This is a genomic window from Ochrobactrum sp. XJ1 (assembly GCF_024701725.1).
Classification (GTDB): Bacteria; Pseudomonadota; Alphaproteobacteria; order Rhizobiales; family Rhizobiaceae; genus Brucella; species Brucella anthropi.
Map to the genome: position 1 here is coordinate 20,932 of NZ_VDGD01000024.1, position 15,112 is coordinate 36,043.

Below are 15,112 nucleotides of genomic sequence, written 5' to 3' on the forward strand. Positions count from 1 at the left end.
CGGTGGCTAACAGATGAAAGAGTGCCGCAGGCACGGGTTGCTAGGGAAGTCTCTCCCTTAGCCATGTCGTCCAGCGGTCGTCTATCGCCCCGTTGATGTACACGTTGCAGCCCGTGGCCACGCTCTCGGCAATGTCTACGATAAGATGTACGCCAACAGCATATCCGTAGTCACCGCCCAGCAGGGTGAGTCCGATGAGCTTCTCAATGTCTCTAGCGCGGTTCTTGTTCACTTCGCGCTTCATTTCCACGACCAAGAGGTTTTTGCGCTGCCCGACGATATGTACCACTATATCCGGTCGAATCTTAGTTGCTAGCTCGCCATCTGCCCTGCCAGCGGCATCCATCCACTTACTGTCTTGCTTGTGCTTGTTCCATTCAGCGTTCACCTGCCATCCAGGATACTGGCCGAACATCTGGGCGAACAGCACGCTGGATAGCGCCGTCTCGTCGTTGTCCGCATAGGCAAGTTCTTCCTGTTGCAGGAATCGCTTCACGGCCTCGACGAAAATCGCCAAAGCCTCTTCGACCGTCATTTCCATGGCTGCGTCCCCTCGGGAGCATTGAACCAACGCCGCTGGGGGAAGTCAATCCCATGGGTTTAAAGACCCCTATTCATCGCCGACGTCGGAGTGGTCAACTGAAAGAAGGTCTATCTTGGCCGACATTTGATTGACCGGCAAAACCACACGTCGCTGGATAACCATCGCTCGCCGGGAAAATTTCTATTGAGTGCGTAAGAGTAAAGCTGCCTCGGTTGTATGGGGGCGCAGCAAAGCGTGGCGTAGCTTGGCGATTGCCTTGGGCACGTTCTTGAACCTTGCTGCATACAGGCTGAAGGTTTCGACTAAGGAAACAATTCGCGCACTCGGACGAATGGTCTACGCTCTTCTATCGCAATACGTAGCTTAGCGGCAATTATCTCGTCCAAGGATAATTGACGAGTTAACGCATCTACAATGTCCATACCGTCCATCAAAAGTATCCGCTTCGCGGTGAAGTCTCGAAGGCTCGGCGAAGTGAACCCTGCATAGGACACATAGAGTCCGCGTGCGCCCTCCAAGCGCTCTCCGACCTTGCCTTGAAATGAATGCAATTCGCCGGCGTTTGTCTCGGCGTTCTTCCATTTCGCCTCTAAGAGAAAGACCGAATGTCGGTGGACGAAAGATCCATCGATCTGCTCGCCATTGCCGATCCTAAAAGACTTGCGAGCCTCTAAGCCCCAAACATCGAACCAGCATCTGAGGAAGCTTTCGAAGGCGTATCCTCTAGCATGTGGCACATCGTCCATTGAATGTAGCATGTTGAATCCTGCTTCCAGCGCAGCTTGAACATTCTCGCTTGGAGCATTCGACTTGGGCGACGGTGCATGGGTTAATGTGGTATCAACAGCTCCCGAGAGAGGCTTGCCACCTAGCTTGACGATCAAGGCGCTCAGCCGCTCGCGGCCTTGCGACACTGGATCCTCACGCCCGGCCATATAGGCTACCCGATATTCCCAGAGGCCATGGAGCGCTTTGACGATGGCAACTTTCTGCGCCTTCTGCATAAATGCACGCAGGCGTTTTCCCTTCGAGTTGCCTTCGTTGATCAAGTAGGCGTCGTTGTAAATGTCTACACCAACTTCATCACGGAAGAATTCTTGGTAGGTTCTATTAGTGAAGTCCATCACGTAGCCTTCACCGAATAGATCGCCGACCAGCTTTAAATCTACCGCTTTGATGTCTTCTGTCACCGATTTGCCCTGTCTGTCCTCGCTTCAGTGATATTGGATCGGTGCGCCACACTACGCAATTCTGGATATGTGTGTCTCCACAGCTGCTTGTCTACTGTACGCCGAACACAAGACGATCGTTTTACGTTGGAGATAGAACGAGATCAGCTTAAACGTCAGGAAAGCATCACCAGGTTGGTGATAATGCCCGAGGTGAAGAATTTCCGAGCAGACGTTTATCGGCCAGGCTTCGATGTGATCGATGTGACAATTTTCAAACCGGGTGAGCCCAAGAACAACGTGATCTAATAGGGGCTTCACTTGCAACTCTAAGATTTAATTTGCATTGTACTTCAATTGATTCTGTAGGATGCGGGGACATGGCAGAAATAACCGGTGCAGAGCTCGACGCGATTTTATCGGGCGATCCGGACGAGTTGGGCGTGCATCTACATCTCGTCGAGCGTGACATCATGATCGATGGTCACAAGGTTACGATGTATTGTCATTGTTTGACGACCGATGGAAATGGCAGGATCAAGGTAAAGCGGCTGGCGGAATTCATGCGCCACGCAGCGGCTGATTACGCTATCCCACGGATGCGAATTGAAGAGGCAAGGCAGAGGGACGCGAAGTTCCGATCCACGTCTGCCGTTGCCGCGCTACATGAAAAAGCAAGAGCTGTGTTCACCGATCTGGCCAAGACTGGCGAGGGCGGCGAAATGCTTCTGTTCCTCCTTGCGGAACGTTTTTTGGGTTTCCCCCATGTCCTGTGCAAGATGGATCTCAAGACCGACAGCCGGATGCACTACCATGGCGCTGACGGCGTCTATGCGTCGGTCGCCGACGACGGAAAGCTGAAGCTATTTTGGGGCGAATCAAAAGTCTACAAGGATCCAACTGATGCTATCCGCGACTGTCTCAATTCGCTGGCACCGTTCTTGATCGAAGAAGATCACCTCGAGTCATCCCGAGAGCGCGACCTCGTGCTTTTGAGCGATAAAGCAGACCTTGGCGATCCGGAACTGTCGGCCGCCTTTCGCCGCTTCTTCGACACTAGTTCACCCCTGTCGAACAGGGTCGAGTATTGCGGGGTAGCGCTTGTCGGCTTCGAAGCGGATTTCTATCCTGACGACGATGGACTGGGTGTGCTTGAGGACATGGTGAAGGCCGCGAAAGAACGCTTTGTTGGCTGGTCGAAATCGGTTGGAAGAAGGCTGACTGAAGAGAAGCTCCAGCATTTCGATATTCATTTCCTCTGCCTGCCAGTTCCTTCCGTCGACAAGTTTCGAGAGGCATTCCTCGACGCTATGGGGCGCTGATGTCGGAAACGGAACTTCAAGATTGGCTCTATGAGACATCAATGCGCGAAGAGCTGCAGCAGCTTGGTCGGGTCACCACTCTTCTGGAACTAGATAATGTGGCCCCGGAGCCTGAGTTGGCGGACATTACGTTTGATTGGCCGCGTCTGCTGTTGGCTGCGAGCATCCTTGCACGTTCGAAAAAGCGCTTGCACCGCGAGGCAAGTCTGCGGATCGCGACCGGCGCGATGTTGCTACCGACGTCAGACCCAGTTCGCGACGCGGCCGCAGTGTTGTTTGATAAGCTGTCGAACCGCCGATCGGTAGCTTTGGCCGAGCAGCGAGGACGGCTTAAACCAGATTTGGAATCAAGGTTAGGTGTCGCGCTTAGAATCGAAGACCAACGTAAGCAGATCGAAAGCTCCATCTTGTTGGAGGCGACAGGGGAGCGCTTGCCGGTCAATGAGTTCCAGCTTGAGTTCTGGCAAGCCGCTGGCCAGGAGAGGGCTTGGCTGTCCGCGTCCGCACCCACCGCATCCGGCAAGACCTTCCTCGTCTTGAAATGGCTCGTCGATTGCATCGCTACCGAGAAGGTGCAGCGGGCGGTCTACCTTGCGCCAACACGCGCCCTTGTTTCGGAAATCGAGTCGTCGCTCACAGAAGTTGCGGCTCAATCTGGGCTCGATATCGAAATCTCCTCATTGCCCTCGGCGCAGAAATATGCAGCCGCGGAGAAATCCGGCAAGCGATGCGTCTTCGTCTTCACTCAAGAACGATTGCATCTTCTGGCCAACCTCTTGCACGAGCGTGTCGAAATCGATCTAGTTGTCGTCGACGAGGCGCACAAGATCGGGGACCCGCAGCGCGGTGTTATCTTGCAAGACGCGATTGAGCGGCTTCTTCGATCTAGTCCGAACATGCGTGTGATCTTTGTAAGCCCGGCAACACAGAACCCCGAGGTACTGCTCGACGACGCGCCGGACACCACCCCGACCATACCGATCGACAGTGATGTGGCCACTGTTTTGCAAAACATCGTTGTCGTCCACCAAGTTCCCGCAAAACCGAAAAAATGGGCACTGAAGTTCCGACACAATAAGGAATATCTGCCCCTCGGGACACTGACGCTTGCAAGCAAGCCGGGTACGCTGGTGAAGAAGCTCGCCTTTATCGCAGCGGCCATAGGTGAGCAGGGCGGTAGCCTTGTTTACGCTAATGGAGCGGCAGAGGCCGAAGATGTCGCTGAGCTCATCAGTCAGTTTCTACCGAAAGCGAAGGAGATCGACCAAGAACTCGCTGATCTTGCTGATCTGGCGCGGAAGTGTGTCCATAGAAGCTACAGGTTGGCACCACTCGTTGAGGCCGGCGTCGCTTTCCACTACGGGAACATGCCTTCGCTAATCCGCCTGGAGGTTGAGCGGCTGTTCAAGACAGGTAAGCTCAAATTCCTAGTCTGTACGTCCACGCTAATTGAGGGCGTCAATCTGTCTTGCAGGACTATCGTGATTCGGGGGCCTCGCAAGGGCAAGAAGACGCCCATGGAGCCGCAGGACTTCTGGAACCTTGCCGGTCGCGCTGGCAGATGGGGCGATGAATTCCAAGGCAACATCATCTGCATCGATGCGTTTGATGAGAAGGTGTGGCCTTCAGGCGTTCCACAGCGAACCCGGTATCCGATCCGGCGTGAGACCGATACTGCTCTTTCGAAACTCGATGAGCTGATTTCCTATATTGAGCAACGTGTCGCAGGAATGGACCTTAACCCTAGTCAGGTCCGTGCCTTCGAGCAGGTGAGCGCTTATCTCACGACAGCATATGTCCGCGACCGGTCTCTTACCGCAGCACCGTGGGCCAAACGCCAATCCTCTGCGAATTTGCTACGCCTCGAGCAAGCGCTTGCGAAAGCTACAGATGGGCTCGACCTTGCAGCGGAAATTGGCGCACGAAACCCAGGTGTAAGCCTCATTGGATTGCAGAATCTGTTGGCATTCTTTCAGGCTTATGGTGGTCCGCTTGAGGACTTGCTTCCCGCCCCATCGGAAAGCGTTGACGCCTATGATCGCTTTTCGAGGATGATGGAGAGGATCAATGACTACGTGTTAAGCGTCTTCGTACCGAAAACACTGATCCCGCTTCACGCCCGGACGGTATTGGAGTGGCTGAAAGGCTATTCGTTGCCAACTATCATACGCAAGCGGATCGAGTATCTTCAACAGCGCGATCGGGAGATTGATACGGCTGGTGTCATCAGAAGCACACTCGAGATGATCGAGAGTACGGCTCGCTTTCTGGCGCCTCGGTATTTCTCAGCATATGTCGACGTGCTGAACCACCATCTGAAGGCCATTGGGCGAGAAGACCTCATCGATATCGACCTCGACATCGGTATTGCCCTGGAATTTGGGGTGAGCACCGTTACCCTACGCTCCTTGATGGAGCTTGGGATGTCACGCATAGGGGCTGTTGCACTATATGAGATTATTGCACTGGATGACCTCGATGAAGCAGCGTGTATTGAATGGGTCATTGAGCGGCGCGACCGGCTGGACGCTCTCGGTTTGCCATTAATCGTGGTTCGGGAGGTTCGCGAAAAAGTGCTGATAAAGGCAATATTGGAGGAGGAATAGATGGCAAAACCAGTTGAATTGGCGAATGGCCAGATTTTCAAGACTAAGAAGGCTGCTGAACAGCATTTTAGAGACATGTTGGCTCGCTATCGCGACGGAGAACACATATCGGATTATCAGGACCACAGTGATCTGTCGTCGCTCCTAGAGCGCTTCGATTTACTTGTTTCCGACGGCCCTTCAAAAATCGGCGCGGGAATAAAGCAGTTCGAGAGGCGGTTGAATAAGGGCGACGGATGGTCCAGCCCAGGATTTTGGGTTATTCGCGTAGATAATACACCGACGGACTTTAGTTACGTTCAAGCGGTTGCAGGTCGTCCCAAGAGTGACGCGGAGGAGTTCTCGGTGGCTTGCCATAACGCAGTGTCACGCGACTTGCTTGGTATGAAGCAGAGGCAGTTTGACCGCTTCGCTGGCCCTGACGGTTTGATCGCGTGCGACATTACTGGAAAACTCGTCGCTTATTCCGAAGCACAGCTCAGTCATGCTCACCCGCCTTTCGGGATCATCGTGAAGGAGTTTCGTGAGTTAAAAGGTTGGCAAGACAGTATTCCAGCCGGTACGTTGACAGCTTCGGCGGATGCCCAGATATCAACGCACTTTGCAGACGATGCGGTAGCGCAAGAGTTTCTGAACTTTCATCATGACCGTGCTGTTCTTAGAATTATCGGCAAGAATAGGCCCTCAATCAGCATTTCTGCGGCAGTCATCGTGAACCGTCCACTTCGTTTCAGGTAAAGCGAACGTCAGTTCTCCCAAAATTACCATTTAAACCCGACAGTCCGCTTGCGGCCCAGACTCCGTCGTGCATCTCATCCAGAATGAACGGCAGGTTGCGGGTGGGAACGGAGCCCTTCGAAACGACCTCTAGAGGGTCGAAAGCACTCATTCGAAACGTGGTGAAATTGCAGAATTAGAGAATGTCGCTCGACTTTGGCCGGTCCATGCGTTTTCCGTGACCGTCTAGAACCTACGTCGATATGCGACAGCGATCTGACCTTTGAACTTCTCGCTTGTAATTGTGTACCACTATAACTTACCAAGTCACACGCGAGGAAGGATGACATGGCATCATACTCATTCTTAAGGTTAAGAGTATGCGGCATTCTAACTTGTCAATTGACAATTTAATATGGCGGAGTATATATTTTGCCTAGAAAGAGGCACACGTCTAAGGAAATAGAAGGCGTCCTCCAGGAGCTCGAAAAGCTCGGGTGGAAGCTGATCGAGGGAAAAGGGCATTGTTTGGGGTATCCTGCGTTGCCCTGCCAATGATCAGGATTGTCGCTGTGGCGAGTTTTGCCAGATGTCGGTCTGGTCGACACCCAAAAACCCTCAGCAACACGCTAAGAAGCTCCGCCAGAAAGCCCTTGCTTGCGTGCAACTAAAGAAAAATGACGAAGGAAATGTCGATGGCTGAGGAATTCGAATTCGAGTTAGTTTTCGCGCTCCCTGACGGGGGACACGATCCATTTGTGTTGTCCGACGCCATCTTCGAAGCTGGCTTCGAGGACGCCCTGGTGGGCACTGGTACGCCCGGCTTGCTCGGTGTCGAGTTAGAAGCGGAAGGCGATGACGCTGAGAACGTAATTCTTAATGCAGCACGGGCGCTGATCAAAGCGCTTCCCGAAGGCACGACCCTTCACGAGGTTCGACCTGACCTGGTAAGCCTGGCTGACGTCGCTGAGAAGCTTGAAGTGCAGCGGCAGGCGCTCCAGCAACGAAAAATGCCTCTTCCTGTCGCAGGCGGACTCTACCGGATCGATGAGATCGTTAAGGTTGTGACAGAAGCATCTAAGCCCCAGGAGGGCCGTCGGCGCCCACGCTTCAATATTGACGCAGCATCCAAGTGGTTTCGCGCTGGCGACGCGGCGCGGCGGGTGAATGCCCTCCTGACTATGAAAGAGATCGACCCTTTAACGATCGAGTTGAGGCCACGTCAGGAACGCTAGGGGAGCTCCACAGTCCACCGCCTACAACGGCCGGCTATAGGGTCGGCATTTATGCATTAGATATATTAAAGACATTGAGTTTTACACTCGGGCATCGGATTCGACTTAGCACGTTTATTCCCGCCCCATAATGTAGTTTGCTCCTGTAACTGACCCCAGACCCGCTTAAATCTCAATCCCACTTCAAACATTCCGGGCAGCAAAAGTGCCCGTCTGATTAAATATTCTTTGCCGTCAAAACGGCAAAAATCCTCCAAGGAAACTGATCATATCGGTTAACCACGCGATGACTGCATTGAACCAGCTTCTCACGACAGTAGCTACGTACACGATCGCTACCAGCCCCAGGACAAGCCAGAACAGAACCGCAAAGAACTTTGCAAGGGCATGGTCGGCCTTCGGATCGGGAGGTGAGTTATAGATGTAATCGTGTCGCATGGTCGATTAACGCTCGTGTTCGTCGCGTTCCTTCTTTTGCTGCTGCTCTTGCTTTAGTTCCTGCAATCGCGCAACCTGCTGTTGCGGCGGATCTGCACGGGTTGTCTCTCCGTCCCGAACGACGGCCTTTGTTTCCATATTCGCGCGATTATCGAGTTGTTTGGAACCTTCAACTTTCTCGTCTGCCCGATCCCGTTCTTCAAGCAAGTTCGCTTCCCATGCCCGGCGATCGACCATTTGTTCGACACGCTGCTTCTGCCCGTCAATCTCCTGTATGACGGTTTTTAGGACGCGTTCCGTACCAGTGGATCGCAAATGAATTTCATCGCCGATTTCAGCGCCAGCACGATGCAACGAATCCGGCAGTCCGACACCCCAGACCGTGCGATTGCCACTGGCGGTTTCAATAACCACAAAGGGCGAAGGCTCATTTTTTTCATTATCTTGATAGGGCTTTTCGCCTGTTTCGACGAGGATACCCTGAACGCCCTCCTTATAGTCGACGGTCTTGGACTGCGGCGTTCCGGAATTATCTGCACTCTGTGGCTCTCTATCGATCTTGTTCGACTGATCTGAACCTGCAGATTGCTCCTGATCCCGATGAGCCGCATCCAGCGCCCTGCCCTCGATTGGAGCAATTTCATTACGCAAATAGGACTGCTCGCGACGCGCCAGATCTTGCCAATCCAGTTCGGTCGGCTGATAGCCCTTGACCGAGATGCCGTGCGCCTGGCCCTCCAGCCACGTTTCACGGCGGAACGCCTTGCTCCCCGTTATCTCGATGCTCGTCCAGCCGCGATGCGCTGCTGTTTCGACCATCAAGCGAACACCCTGAACATCGAACGATTTAGCGCGCAGCTTCTCGCCGTTGTCCTGGAACACTTCGCGCTCACCCATTGAATCGGCAAAGACTCGCTGCGTCCCCCCGTGATCCTCACGAATATAATATCGGCTCGTGATTTCATCGGGAAATGAACGATCCATTTCAGCCCGGTAGGATGCTGCCGCCGCTTTCTCCTCGTCATCCATGCTGGAATGAAGTTCGTTGGCATTATCTGCCGATGGCCGGCCCTGCTCTGCTTCCGCGACAACATGCGCTGGCTTTGCAATTTCGGAATCGGGTTCGCGAGCAATCTGCATCGACGAGCTATCCGGCTCGCTTTCTTGCGATGGTGTTTCAACGGTCAATCCACGCTGTTCCGTCAATTCCATATGCTCGCGCATTAGATTGACATGTTCGCGCGTATACTGCGCTACCTGATCCAGATCGGCTTTGTCTTCCAGACCGAGATTGCGGCCAAGTCGGAACAAAGCTGTTTCAACTTCTTTCTCATATGCCTCAAAATCGCTTCTCGACATTTCGCGCATTTTTTCACCCTCCAAAATGATATTTTGCAACTTTACCAAATTGGAACGATATTGCGACCCGAAATCCGCATGAACGATATTAGAATTATTTACGTCCGCTTGAAGCGAAATAGTTGATTCTATTACATCTCTTTGTTGCATAGCATATGCAGAAATCTGACGATCGCCGCTTGCCATTGCGAGTTTCTCCCAACCCTGAGTTACCTTTACGGTATATTCGCGGCTGCGCGCACTTCGCGCCACGCTATGACGACCCGACCGCTTGGCGTCATAACGCGACTGAGCTGCCGCACTCGTCCCCTCATGTTCCGTTCGTCCCTCGCGATTAACCGGCCGAACCTGATTGCGCGTATAGGCTGGAGCATTTGCAAACTCGCGCCTGTCGGTCATTTCCATAGCGATGCCGTGCTCGCGCGCCTTTTCAGCCATAAGTTCGCGCCACTGGCGAAAAACTTGTGGCGAGGTCTCGACCCGATCACCGGCATCCGAACGCATAGCGATAATGGCATGTGCATGGATATGCGGTCGCTTTCCGCCCTGCCCCATCTCTTTCGGGTCGCTGAACGGATCATGCATCGCAAATATGTAGCGGTGTCCTTCGAACTGCGCGGCCAGAAAATCCCGAACAGCACCTTCAAAAGCCTGAACATTGGTGCCAGCTTTGGCAGACATAATGACATGCATCACATCCCTGCCCTTACGGCTGTGCAACTCCCGACGCCACTGCTTTTGCACCAGGTCGCCTGCGGAGCGCGCATCAGAGACAACACGCCCCTTACCATCGCGAACATCACCCTTATGATCCTCGACCAGATTTCTCAGCTTGGCAGCGCCATATTCCACGCCATTACCATACCCGGTAAAACGGAACCGCGCCCTCGCCAGATCAGACGCTGCGCTTTCGTTGTAACGCCTCTGAATAATGTCCGCTGCCTTCGGGTCGCCGGTTAACCGTTCCCCTTCCGCACTGCGCAACACTACAATACCGTCAACTTGTAAAACTCCACGTGAAGGCTGCGAAACAGCATAAGCGAAGCTGCGATTACCGAATGCGCTAGCCAGACTATCGCGTACGAGCTGGTGCAAAGCTTCTTCTGTTGCGAACCCGGCAGCTTCGATCGACACATGGAAAGTCCCAATATCCCTGCTTTCGGCTCGATTTTGAAACAATGGCTCCCAATCTCCATGCAACCGGGCCAGATCCTCGCGACCCTGAAGGCGCTCGCCGTTTTCCTTTTCGACGCGTATTTCCCCGCTACGCGATACATAATTGACCATCGCGCCGAACCGCGCACCGCCACCATACGACGCCATTTTCACCACAGCCGGTTGACTACCTGCTGCGACCGCGACCAAACGGGCTTCCATCGGCCTTGCGGCGGCAATCGGTCTGTTCGCCGCACTTTGTACGGACGCAAATGCTTCTGAGGATCGCGCGCGCATTTTCGGCACCAAGCCGCCACTTGCTGCAGCAGCACCGCCAGCGATTTGCAATTCACGCAATCTACGACGCATTTCCTCTTCGGCGCTACTTGCTACTCCCGAACCCAACGAAAGCTCATGCAGCATCGCCGCACGGCGCTGCTCCCATTCGCTCTCAAAGGCCCCGAGAAAGAATTCCATGGTCGCTATTCCTTGCTGCGGTGTCTGTATCCTGACCGCTTGGTGACGCGCCTCAATTCACTTAGAACCGCAACCTGCATCTTTTGTACGTCACCCACCACCATGCGGATTTCGCCATCTGAAACCGATTTGCCGCTATTCAGCGCTCGAGCGACCTGATTAAGATTGATGCCAATCATGCGCATATCCTCAAGCATGAGGGACAAAAGCGCTCTGTCTTCATCATTGAAGATGGGCTTTACCCCTGCGCCTTGCAGCAACACGGCCTTGAAAAATGCGCTCATCGTCATATCAGCCGCCTTCGCGGCATCGTCGATCGCGTCATATTCGTCCGCCGAGACACGGCTATGAATGGTTTGCGGCTTGGGTTTTACGCCCCCCATACCCTCATTAATTGCTTCATTCATAGGCGTTGTTAGCTCCAATTCAGCGCAGCAATCGACAATCGCGGACGTGTTTCGCGATTGCTTAGCAAAAATGTAGCACATTTTTCCGTATCCTGCCTAACCATTTACAAGGGGAGCCATCCAATATTCGTCTAACTTGGCCTCGCTCCGCTTACCTTACGCCGAGGCTGCGCCCCGGCGCTGCAAAGAAATTACGCTCACCAAGGTTCACCACCAGAACGCTTTATTCGCCTTTGTGTACCCCTCCGTAATCGCCAGCAAGGGACGCTTCGCTCTTCGCCCTTGCCGGACTGCGTGCGAGCGGCACGGACGGCTTTTGCGCGGCTCCGGGGTTCACACTCGATTGGGAGAAACATGTTCCCAAACTCCAGTTATCGAGTGATGTGATTATTTGATGTGAACACATGGTGTGTCACATGCTACAAATCGTATTGTCACATCGTGTGAAAGTACCTTATCCTGACATGTATTCTTGCGCCCTGTTGGCAGCATTGCCGGCGCTTCAGGCAATAATCGACACCAAGAAAACCAGCATTATCCAGGTACAGGAGGGCCATCGTGACACTTCGAATATCTTCGGTAAGCGGCAAAGGTGGAGCGGGGAAGACGACCGCAGTCATCCTGACAGCAGGTGAACTCGCACTCAAAAATCGACGGGTACTCCTAATTGATGCCGATCCACGACAGAACTTAGCCGAGTGGTGGAAGCGGTGCGAGGCAAAGGATAATGTACCAGCGTCGATTTCACTGGCGACGGCACTTCGTCAGAACAATATAGAGAAGTTAATGGCGTCACAGGAGGGCAACTACGACGCCATACTGATCGACGCACCGGGCGTCGATAGTGTAGTGATGGATACGATAATCGACCATTCAGATATCGTCATCACACCCATTCAGCCCGCCCAAGATGAGATTAAAGCAGTTGGTGAAACAGCGGAGGCAATTGCGACACGAACGGACCTTCTAGACCGTAGTATTCCTCAAGCAGTTCTGCGAACACGTATCACTATCGTCAATCGGCATCTGGAGGAATACCGGATCATTCGCCCTTTCGTCCAAAATCTGAGCGAACACGGTTATAATTCCGTGTTGCTCGATACAGAGTTGATCGAGCGCAACTGCTATCGCGAAATCCGCAGCGGTCTTGGCACGCTACAAATGCTCGAACCGAGTGAACCGGTTCTCAAGGCCAGAGCGGAGGTGAATGCATTCGTCGAGGAGTTGGAGCATCTTAAAAAGGAGCACGACGGGGAGACTATCAATGGCTAAGGGAAAAATCTCTCTTTCTGATTTCCCTGTCGCGGAACGTCGAAAACGTTCTATTGATCTGGACAAAGTCACTGCCTCTCCCCCGCCAGTTACTCACGCGCGCGACGAAAACGCTGCAAAAGTTGGAAATGAATCAGCGCCAGCGACATCAAGACAGAAAAAGCAGTATACGCCTCTTGAGACAACACCGGAACAGCACCGGGCAAGTGCTATTGAAACTGCGAACCGTCGGGAAGACTCCCGTAATCGACTGCGTGAGCTTCGCAAGTCTCGTGAGCGTGAAAGCAAGCATTTCGTCAACGTTTCGCTTGATTATGAAACCAAGCGTCGACTTGAGAAAGCAGCACACGACAACGGTCTCAAGATGACCGTCATACTTCGAGACGCAATTGATCAGTATCTCAAAGATAACGGATACTGATCATGCTTGGTCGAAGTTTTCTCATCGGCATTGCGGTCGGAATTGCCGTTGGGATCTATATCGCTCCATCGCTGCGCACCAATCTGGATCTTCATACCGACGAACGGAAGGTCGCTAGTCTGGCAAAGCAAAGCTACGATGCCATTTGGCCTGATGACGAAACAGCCAGGACGGAGTTATTTCGATTGTCGAACTGGAATTACGCCGATTACGGCCGTTCTTCCAAAGTGTCGGTCCTGCGTTGTATTCCAATCAAAGAGCAGACTGTTGCATGCGAATTGTCTGCATCGCTAAGCTGGTTGAATGAGCCCAAAGCTATCGAAGCCGTCTTCGAGGGGGTGGCCAATGATTGGCGCCTTGTGGCGGTGAAATCCAGATAACCGATGTGACGACGATCGGCATTGGAATCCCAAACGCTAGCGCCGAATGCGCCCTCCTCCTTCATTTCAATATAAAACGCGCGCTGAAAACAGGCGAACACGAACTCTGAAGTGCTGCTATTTCTGAAAAATATGGTAATGATCGCCGTTGTGGCACGGCAGGTAAAAGGGGTTCCAGCGTGAGTAGTGAGTCATTGGATTTCGCAAATGAGCATTCTTTGGAAAGGACCAATGATCCTGAGATCGATAAGCCAGTCTTCAGGCGTTCAGGTTTTAACGGAATAAGCACGTTTGAAGAAATAGATCAGCGACTTGCAAAATACCTGCGCGACGCACGTGAAAAAGCGGGCCTGAAACAAGCTGATTTTGCGCCACTGATGGGACTGTCTACGCCAGTTTATGGCCGTTATGAGCGGGCGTTTTCAAAACTCCACGTCACACGCATGGTTCATATTTGCGAAGTGCTGAACGTTATGCCCATCGACATGCTTTACGAGGCAGCACCTCATTTGTGGGGCAAAAGTGAGGAGGAAGCCAAGGATCGCGTCGAACTTGCGAAACTCGTGGCAAATCTCCCGCACAGCACTACGCGTGACTTGCTTTCGTTGGTTAAAAAAATGGCAGACTTACAAAGCCAGGTCGATGCCAAACCGCAAAGCACGGATCCAATCAAATAGTCGAAGTTGGCAATGGCAATTGCGAATAGCCGACAATTGCTCGAAATGCGCGATAAGAACCAATCCTCAATGGGAGGATCGGGTTTACTGTTGCACTTCCATACTTAATATGATACTAAATTTCGCACCCAATTGGATACGGAATTTGTTATGCAACGTGTGGAAGCAAATATAGCAGTTAGTGTTTCGGACCTCAAAAAAAGTCCGTCAGCGGTAATGGACGAGGCTAATGGCGAGGCTGTCGCCGTTCTTAATCACAATCGAATTATGGCTTATATGGTTCCCGCTAGCGTCTATGAAGCCATGCTCGAGAAGCTGGACGATATTCGTCTGACTGAGATAATCCGGAAACGAGCCGACGAAAAGGGCCTTTCGGTCGATATCGATGCCTTATAAGCTTGAATTCCTGCCTTCGGCACTCAAAGAATGGAATAAACTCGGCTCAACAATCCAAGAGCAATTAAAGAAAAAACTGCGTGAACGTTTGGAAACGCCGCGGGTCGTTAGCGCCTCACTTCACGGTATGCCTGACCATTACAAGATAAAATTACGTCAATTAGGCTATCGGCTGGTTTATTCCGTCAACGACGACACTGTAACGGTGTTGGTCGTGGCAGTTGGAAAACGTGAGCGTGGCGATGTTTATAATACCGCTCGCTCCAGAACACAGTAATATCTCATAATCTTGTCATTTCTGTCAGATCTGATGCGGCAGAAAAGGCCTGTTTGACATGGAGGTCGCTTACGCGACCTCCGATCCGTGTATCGATGTAAGCCCATGCAGATAATCGGCAATCGCCTGAGCTTTGGCTGCTGCGGTGATAATGGCGCGTTTGTCCGCCTTCATGACGGACATTTATCCGCAGCAGCCCATAATGCGAAGGAAGGCGGCCGCACCGCTGGAAATCCGCGGGGTTCCAGCTTCCGCGAGCG

Annotated in this window: 14 protein-coding genes and 1 pseudogene; 10 read left to right on the forward strand and 5 right to left on the reverse strand. The window is 52.7% G+C overall.

Annotated elements, in window-relative coordinates:
• Positions 1–40: 40 nt before the first annotated feature.
• Positions 41–541 (reverse strand): hypothetical protein, encoded by a 501-nt coding sequence (locus FG152_RS25235; RefSeq protein WP_256886401.1) that lies wholly within the window; start codon positions 539–541, stop codon positions 41–43.
• Positions 542–846: 305 nt separating this feature from the next.
• Positions 847–1,734, reverse strand: a complete 888-nt coding sequence (locus tag FG152_RS25240) for a hypothetical protein (RefSeq protein ID WP_256886400.1) — start codon at positions 1,732–1,734, stop codon at positions 847–849.
• A gap of 359 nt (positions 1,735–2,093) precedes the next feature.
• Between FG152_RS25240 and FG152_RS25245 the strand changes: the two genes are divergently transcribed.
• The 4 genes from FG152_RS25245 to FG152_RS25260 all read left to right on the forward strand — a co-directional run bounded on the left by FG152_RS25245 (position 2,094) and on the right by FG152_RS25260 (position 7,593).
• Positions 2,094–3,035, forward strand: coding sequence for a HamA C-terminal domain-containing protein (locus tag FG152_RS25245; protein WP_256886399.1), 942 nt, complete (start codon positions 2,094–2,096; stop codon positions 3,033–3,035).
• The gene (locus FG152_RS25250) at positions 3,035–5,641 is read left to right on the forward strand and encodes a DEAD/DEAH box helicase (RefSeq protein WP_256886398.1); all 2,607 of its coding nucleotides are present in this window, start codon (positions 3,035–3,037) and stop codon (positions 5,639–5,641) included. The genes FG152_RS25245 and FG152_RS25250 overlap by 1 nt, the downstream gene beginning before the upstream one ends.
• Positions 5,642–6,379 (forward strand): DCL family protein, encoded by a 738-nt coding sequence (locus FG152_RS25255; RefSeq protein ID WP_256886397.1) that lies wholly within the window; start codon positions 5,642–5,644, stop codon positions 6,377–6,379.
• 674 nt (positions 6,380–7,053) lie between these two features.
• On the forward strand, positions 7,054–7,593 hold the full coding sequence (locus tag FG152_RS25260) for a hypothetical protein (RefSeq protein WP_256886396.1): 540 nt from the start codon (positions 7,054–7,056) through the stop codon (positions 7,591–7,593).
• A 444-nt stretch (positions 7,594–8,037) separates the two neighbouring features.
• Here FG152_RS25260 and FG152_RS25265 read toward each other — a convergent pair whose 3' ends face one another.
• Positions 8,038–11,022 carry an LPD7 domain-containing protein gene (locus FG152_RS25265; protein ID WP_256886395.1) on the reverse strand — a complete coding sequence of 995 codons (2,985 nt, stop codon included), beginning with the start codon at positions 11,020–11,022 and terminating at the stop codon, positions 8,038–8,040.
• Between the two features lie 5 nt (positions 11,023–11,027).
• Positions 11,028–11,429 (reverse strand): plasmid mobilization protein, encoded by a 402-nt coding sequence (locus FG152_RS25270; RefSeq protein ID WP_024899910.1) that lies wholly within the window; start codon positions 11,427–11,429, stop codon positions 11,028–11,030.
• Positions 11,430–11,987: 558 nt separating this feature from the next.
• On the opposite strand from FG152_RS25270, the gene FG152_RS25275 reads away from it, so the two are divergent.
• The 6 genes from FG152_RS25275 (at position 11,988) to FG152_RS25300 (ending at position 14,852) form a co-directional block, all read left to right on the forward strand.
• A complete protein-coding gene (locus FG152_RS25275; protein ID WP_256886394.1) occupies positions 11,988–12,701 on the forward strand; it encodes a ParA family protein in 714 nt (237 codons plus the stop codon).
• Positions 12,694–13,122 (forward strand): ribbon-helix-helix protein, CopG family, encoded by a 429-nt coding sequence (locus FG152_RS25280; protein ID WP_256886393.1) that lies wholly within the window; start codon positions 12,694–12,696, stop codon positions 13,120–13,122. Before FG152_RS25275 ends, FG152_RS25280 begins: the two co-directional genes overlap by 8 nt.
• A 2-nt stretch (positions 13,123–13,124) precedes the next feature.
• The gene (locus tag FG152_RS25285; RefSeq protein ID WP_094574682.1) at positions 13,125–13,502 is read left to right on the forward strand and encodes a hypothetical protein; all 378 of its coding nucleotides are present in this window, start codon (positions 13,125–13,127) and stop codon (positions 13,500–13,502) included.
• A 179-nt stretch (positions 13,503–13,681) separates the two neighbouring features.
• A complete protein-coding gene (locus FG152_RS25290) occupies positions 13,682–14,179 on the forward strand; it encodes a helix-turn-helix domain-containing protein (RefSeq protein ID WP_128095072.1) in 498 nt (165 codons plus the stop codon).
• Positions 14,180–14,329: 150 nt separating this feature from the next.
• On the forward strand, positions 14,330–14,575 hold the full coding sequence (locus tag FG152_RS25295; protein ID WP_256886392.1) for a type II toxin-antitoxin system Phd/YefM family antitoxin: 246 nt from the start codon (positions 14,330–14,332) through the stop codon (positions 14,573–14,575).
• Positions 14,565–14,852, forward strand: coding sequence for a type II toxin-antitoxin system RelE family toxin (locus FG152_RS25300; RefSeq protein WP_165902970.1), 288 nt, complete (start codon positions 14,565–14,567; stop codon positions 14,850–14,852). Before FG152_RS25295 ends, FG152_RS25300 begins: the two co-directional genes overlap by 11 nt.
• A 69-nt stretch (positions 14,853–14,921) precedes the next feature.
• On the opposite strand, the pseudogene FG152_RS25305 reads toward FG152_RS25300, so the two are convergent.
• A pseudogene (locus FG152_RS25305) lies at positions 14,922–15,035 on the reverse strand (antirestriction protein); the annotation flags it as partial.
• Positions 15,036–15,112: the final 77 nt, after the last annotated feature.

Excerpts from the sequence above, each read along its gene's own strand:
- FG152_RS25245 (WP_256886399.1), top strand. The coding sequence starts at position 2,094 with ATGGCAGAAATAACCGGTGCAGAGCTCGACGCGATTTTATCGGGCGAT.
- FG152_RS25235 (WP_256886401.1), bottom strand. The coding sequence starts at position 541 with ATGGAAATGACGGTCGAAGAGGCTTTGGCGATTTTCGTCGAGGCCGTG.
- FG152_RS25260 (WP_256886396.1), top strand. The coding sequence starts at position 7,054 with ATGGCTGAGGAATTCGAATTCGAGTTAGTTTTCGCGCTCCCTGACGGG.
- FG152_RS25285 (WP_094574682.1), top strand. The coding sequence starts at position 13,125 with ATGCTTGGTCGAAGTTTTCTCATCGGCATTGCGGTCGGAATTGCCGTT.
- FG152_RS25300 (WP_165902970.1), top strand. The coding sequence starts at position 14,565 with ATGCCTTATAAGCTTGAATTCCTGCCTTCGGCACTCAAAGAATGGAAT.
- FG152_RS25270 (WP_024899910.1), bottom strand. The coding sequence starts at position 11,429 with ATGAATGAAGCAATTAATGAGGGTATGGGGGGCGTAAAACCCAAGCCG.
- FG152_RS25265 (WP_256886395.1), bottom strand. The coding sequence starts at position 11,022 with ATGGAATTCTTTCTCGGGGCCTTTGAGAGCGAATGGGAGCAGCGCCGT.
- FG152_RS25295 (WP_256886392.1), top strand. The coding sequence starts at position 14,330 with ATGCAACGTGTGGAAGCAAATATAGCAGTTAGTGTTTCGGACCTCAAA.
- FG152_RS25255 (WP_256886397.1), top strand. The coding sequence starts at position 5,642 with ATGGCAAAACCAGTTGAATTGGCGAATGGCCAGATTTTCAAGACTAAG.
- FG152_RS25250 (WP_256886398.1), top strand. The coding sequence starts at position 3,035 with ATGTCGGAAACGGAACTTCAAGATTGGCTCTATGAGACATCAATGCGC.
- FG152_RS25280 (WP_256886393.1), top strand. The coding sequence starts at position 12,694 with ATGGCTAAGGGAAAAATCTCTCTTTCTGATTTCCCTGTCGCGGAACGT.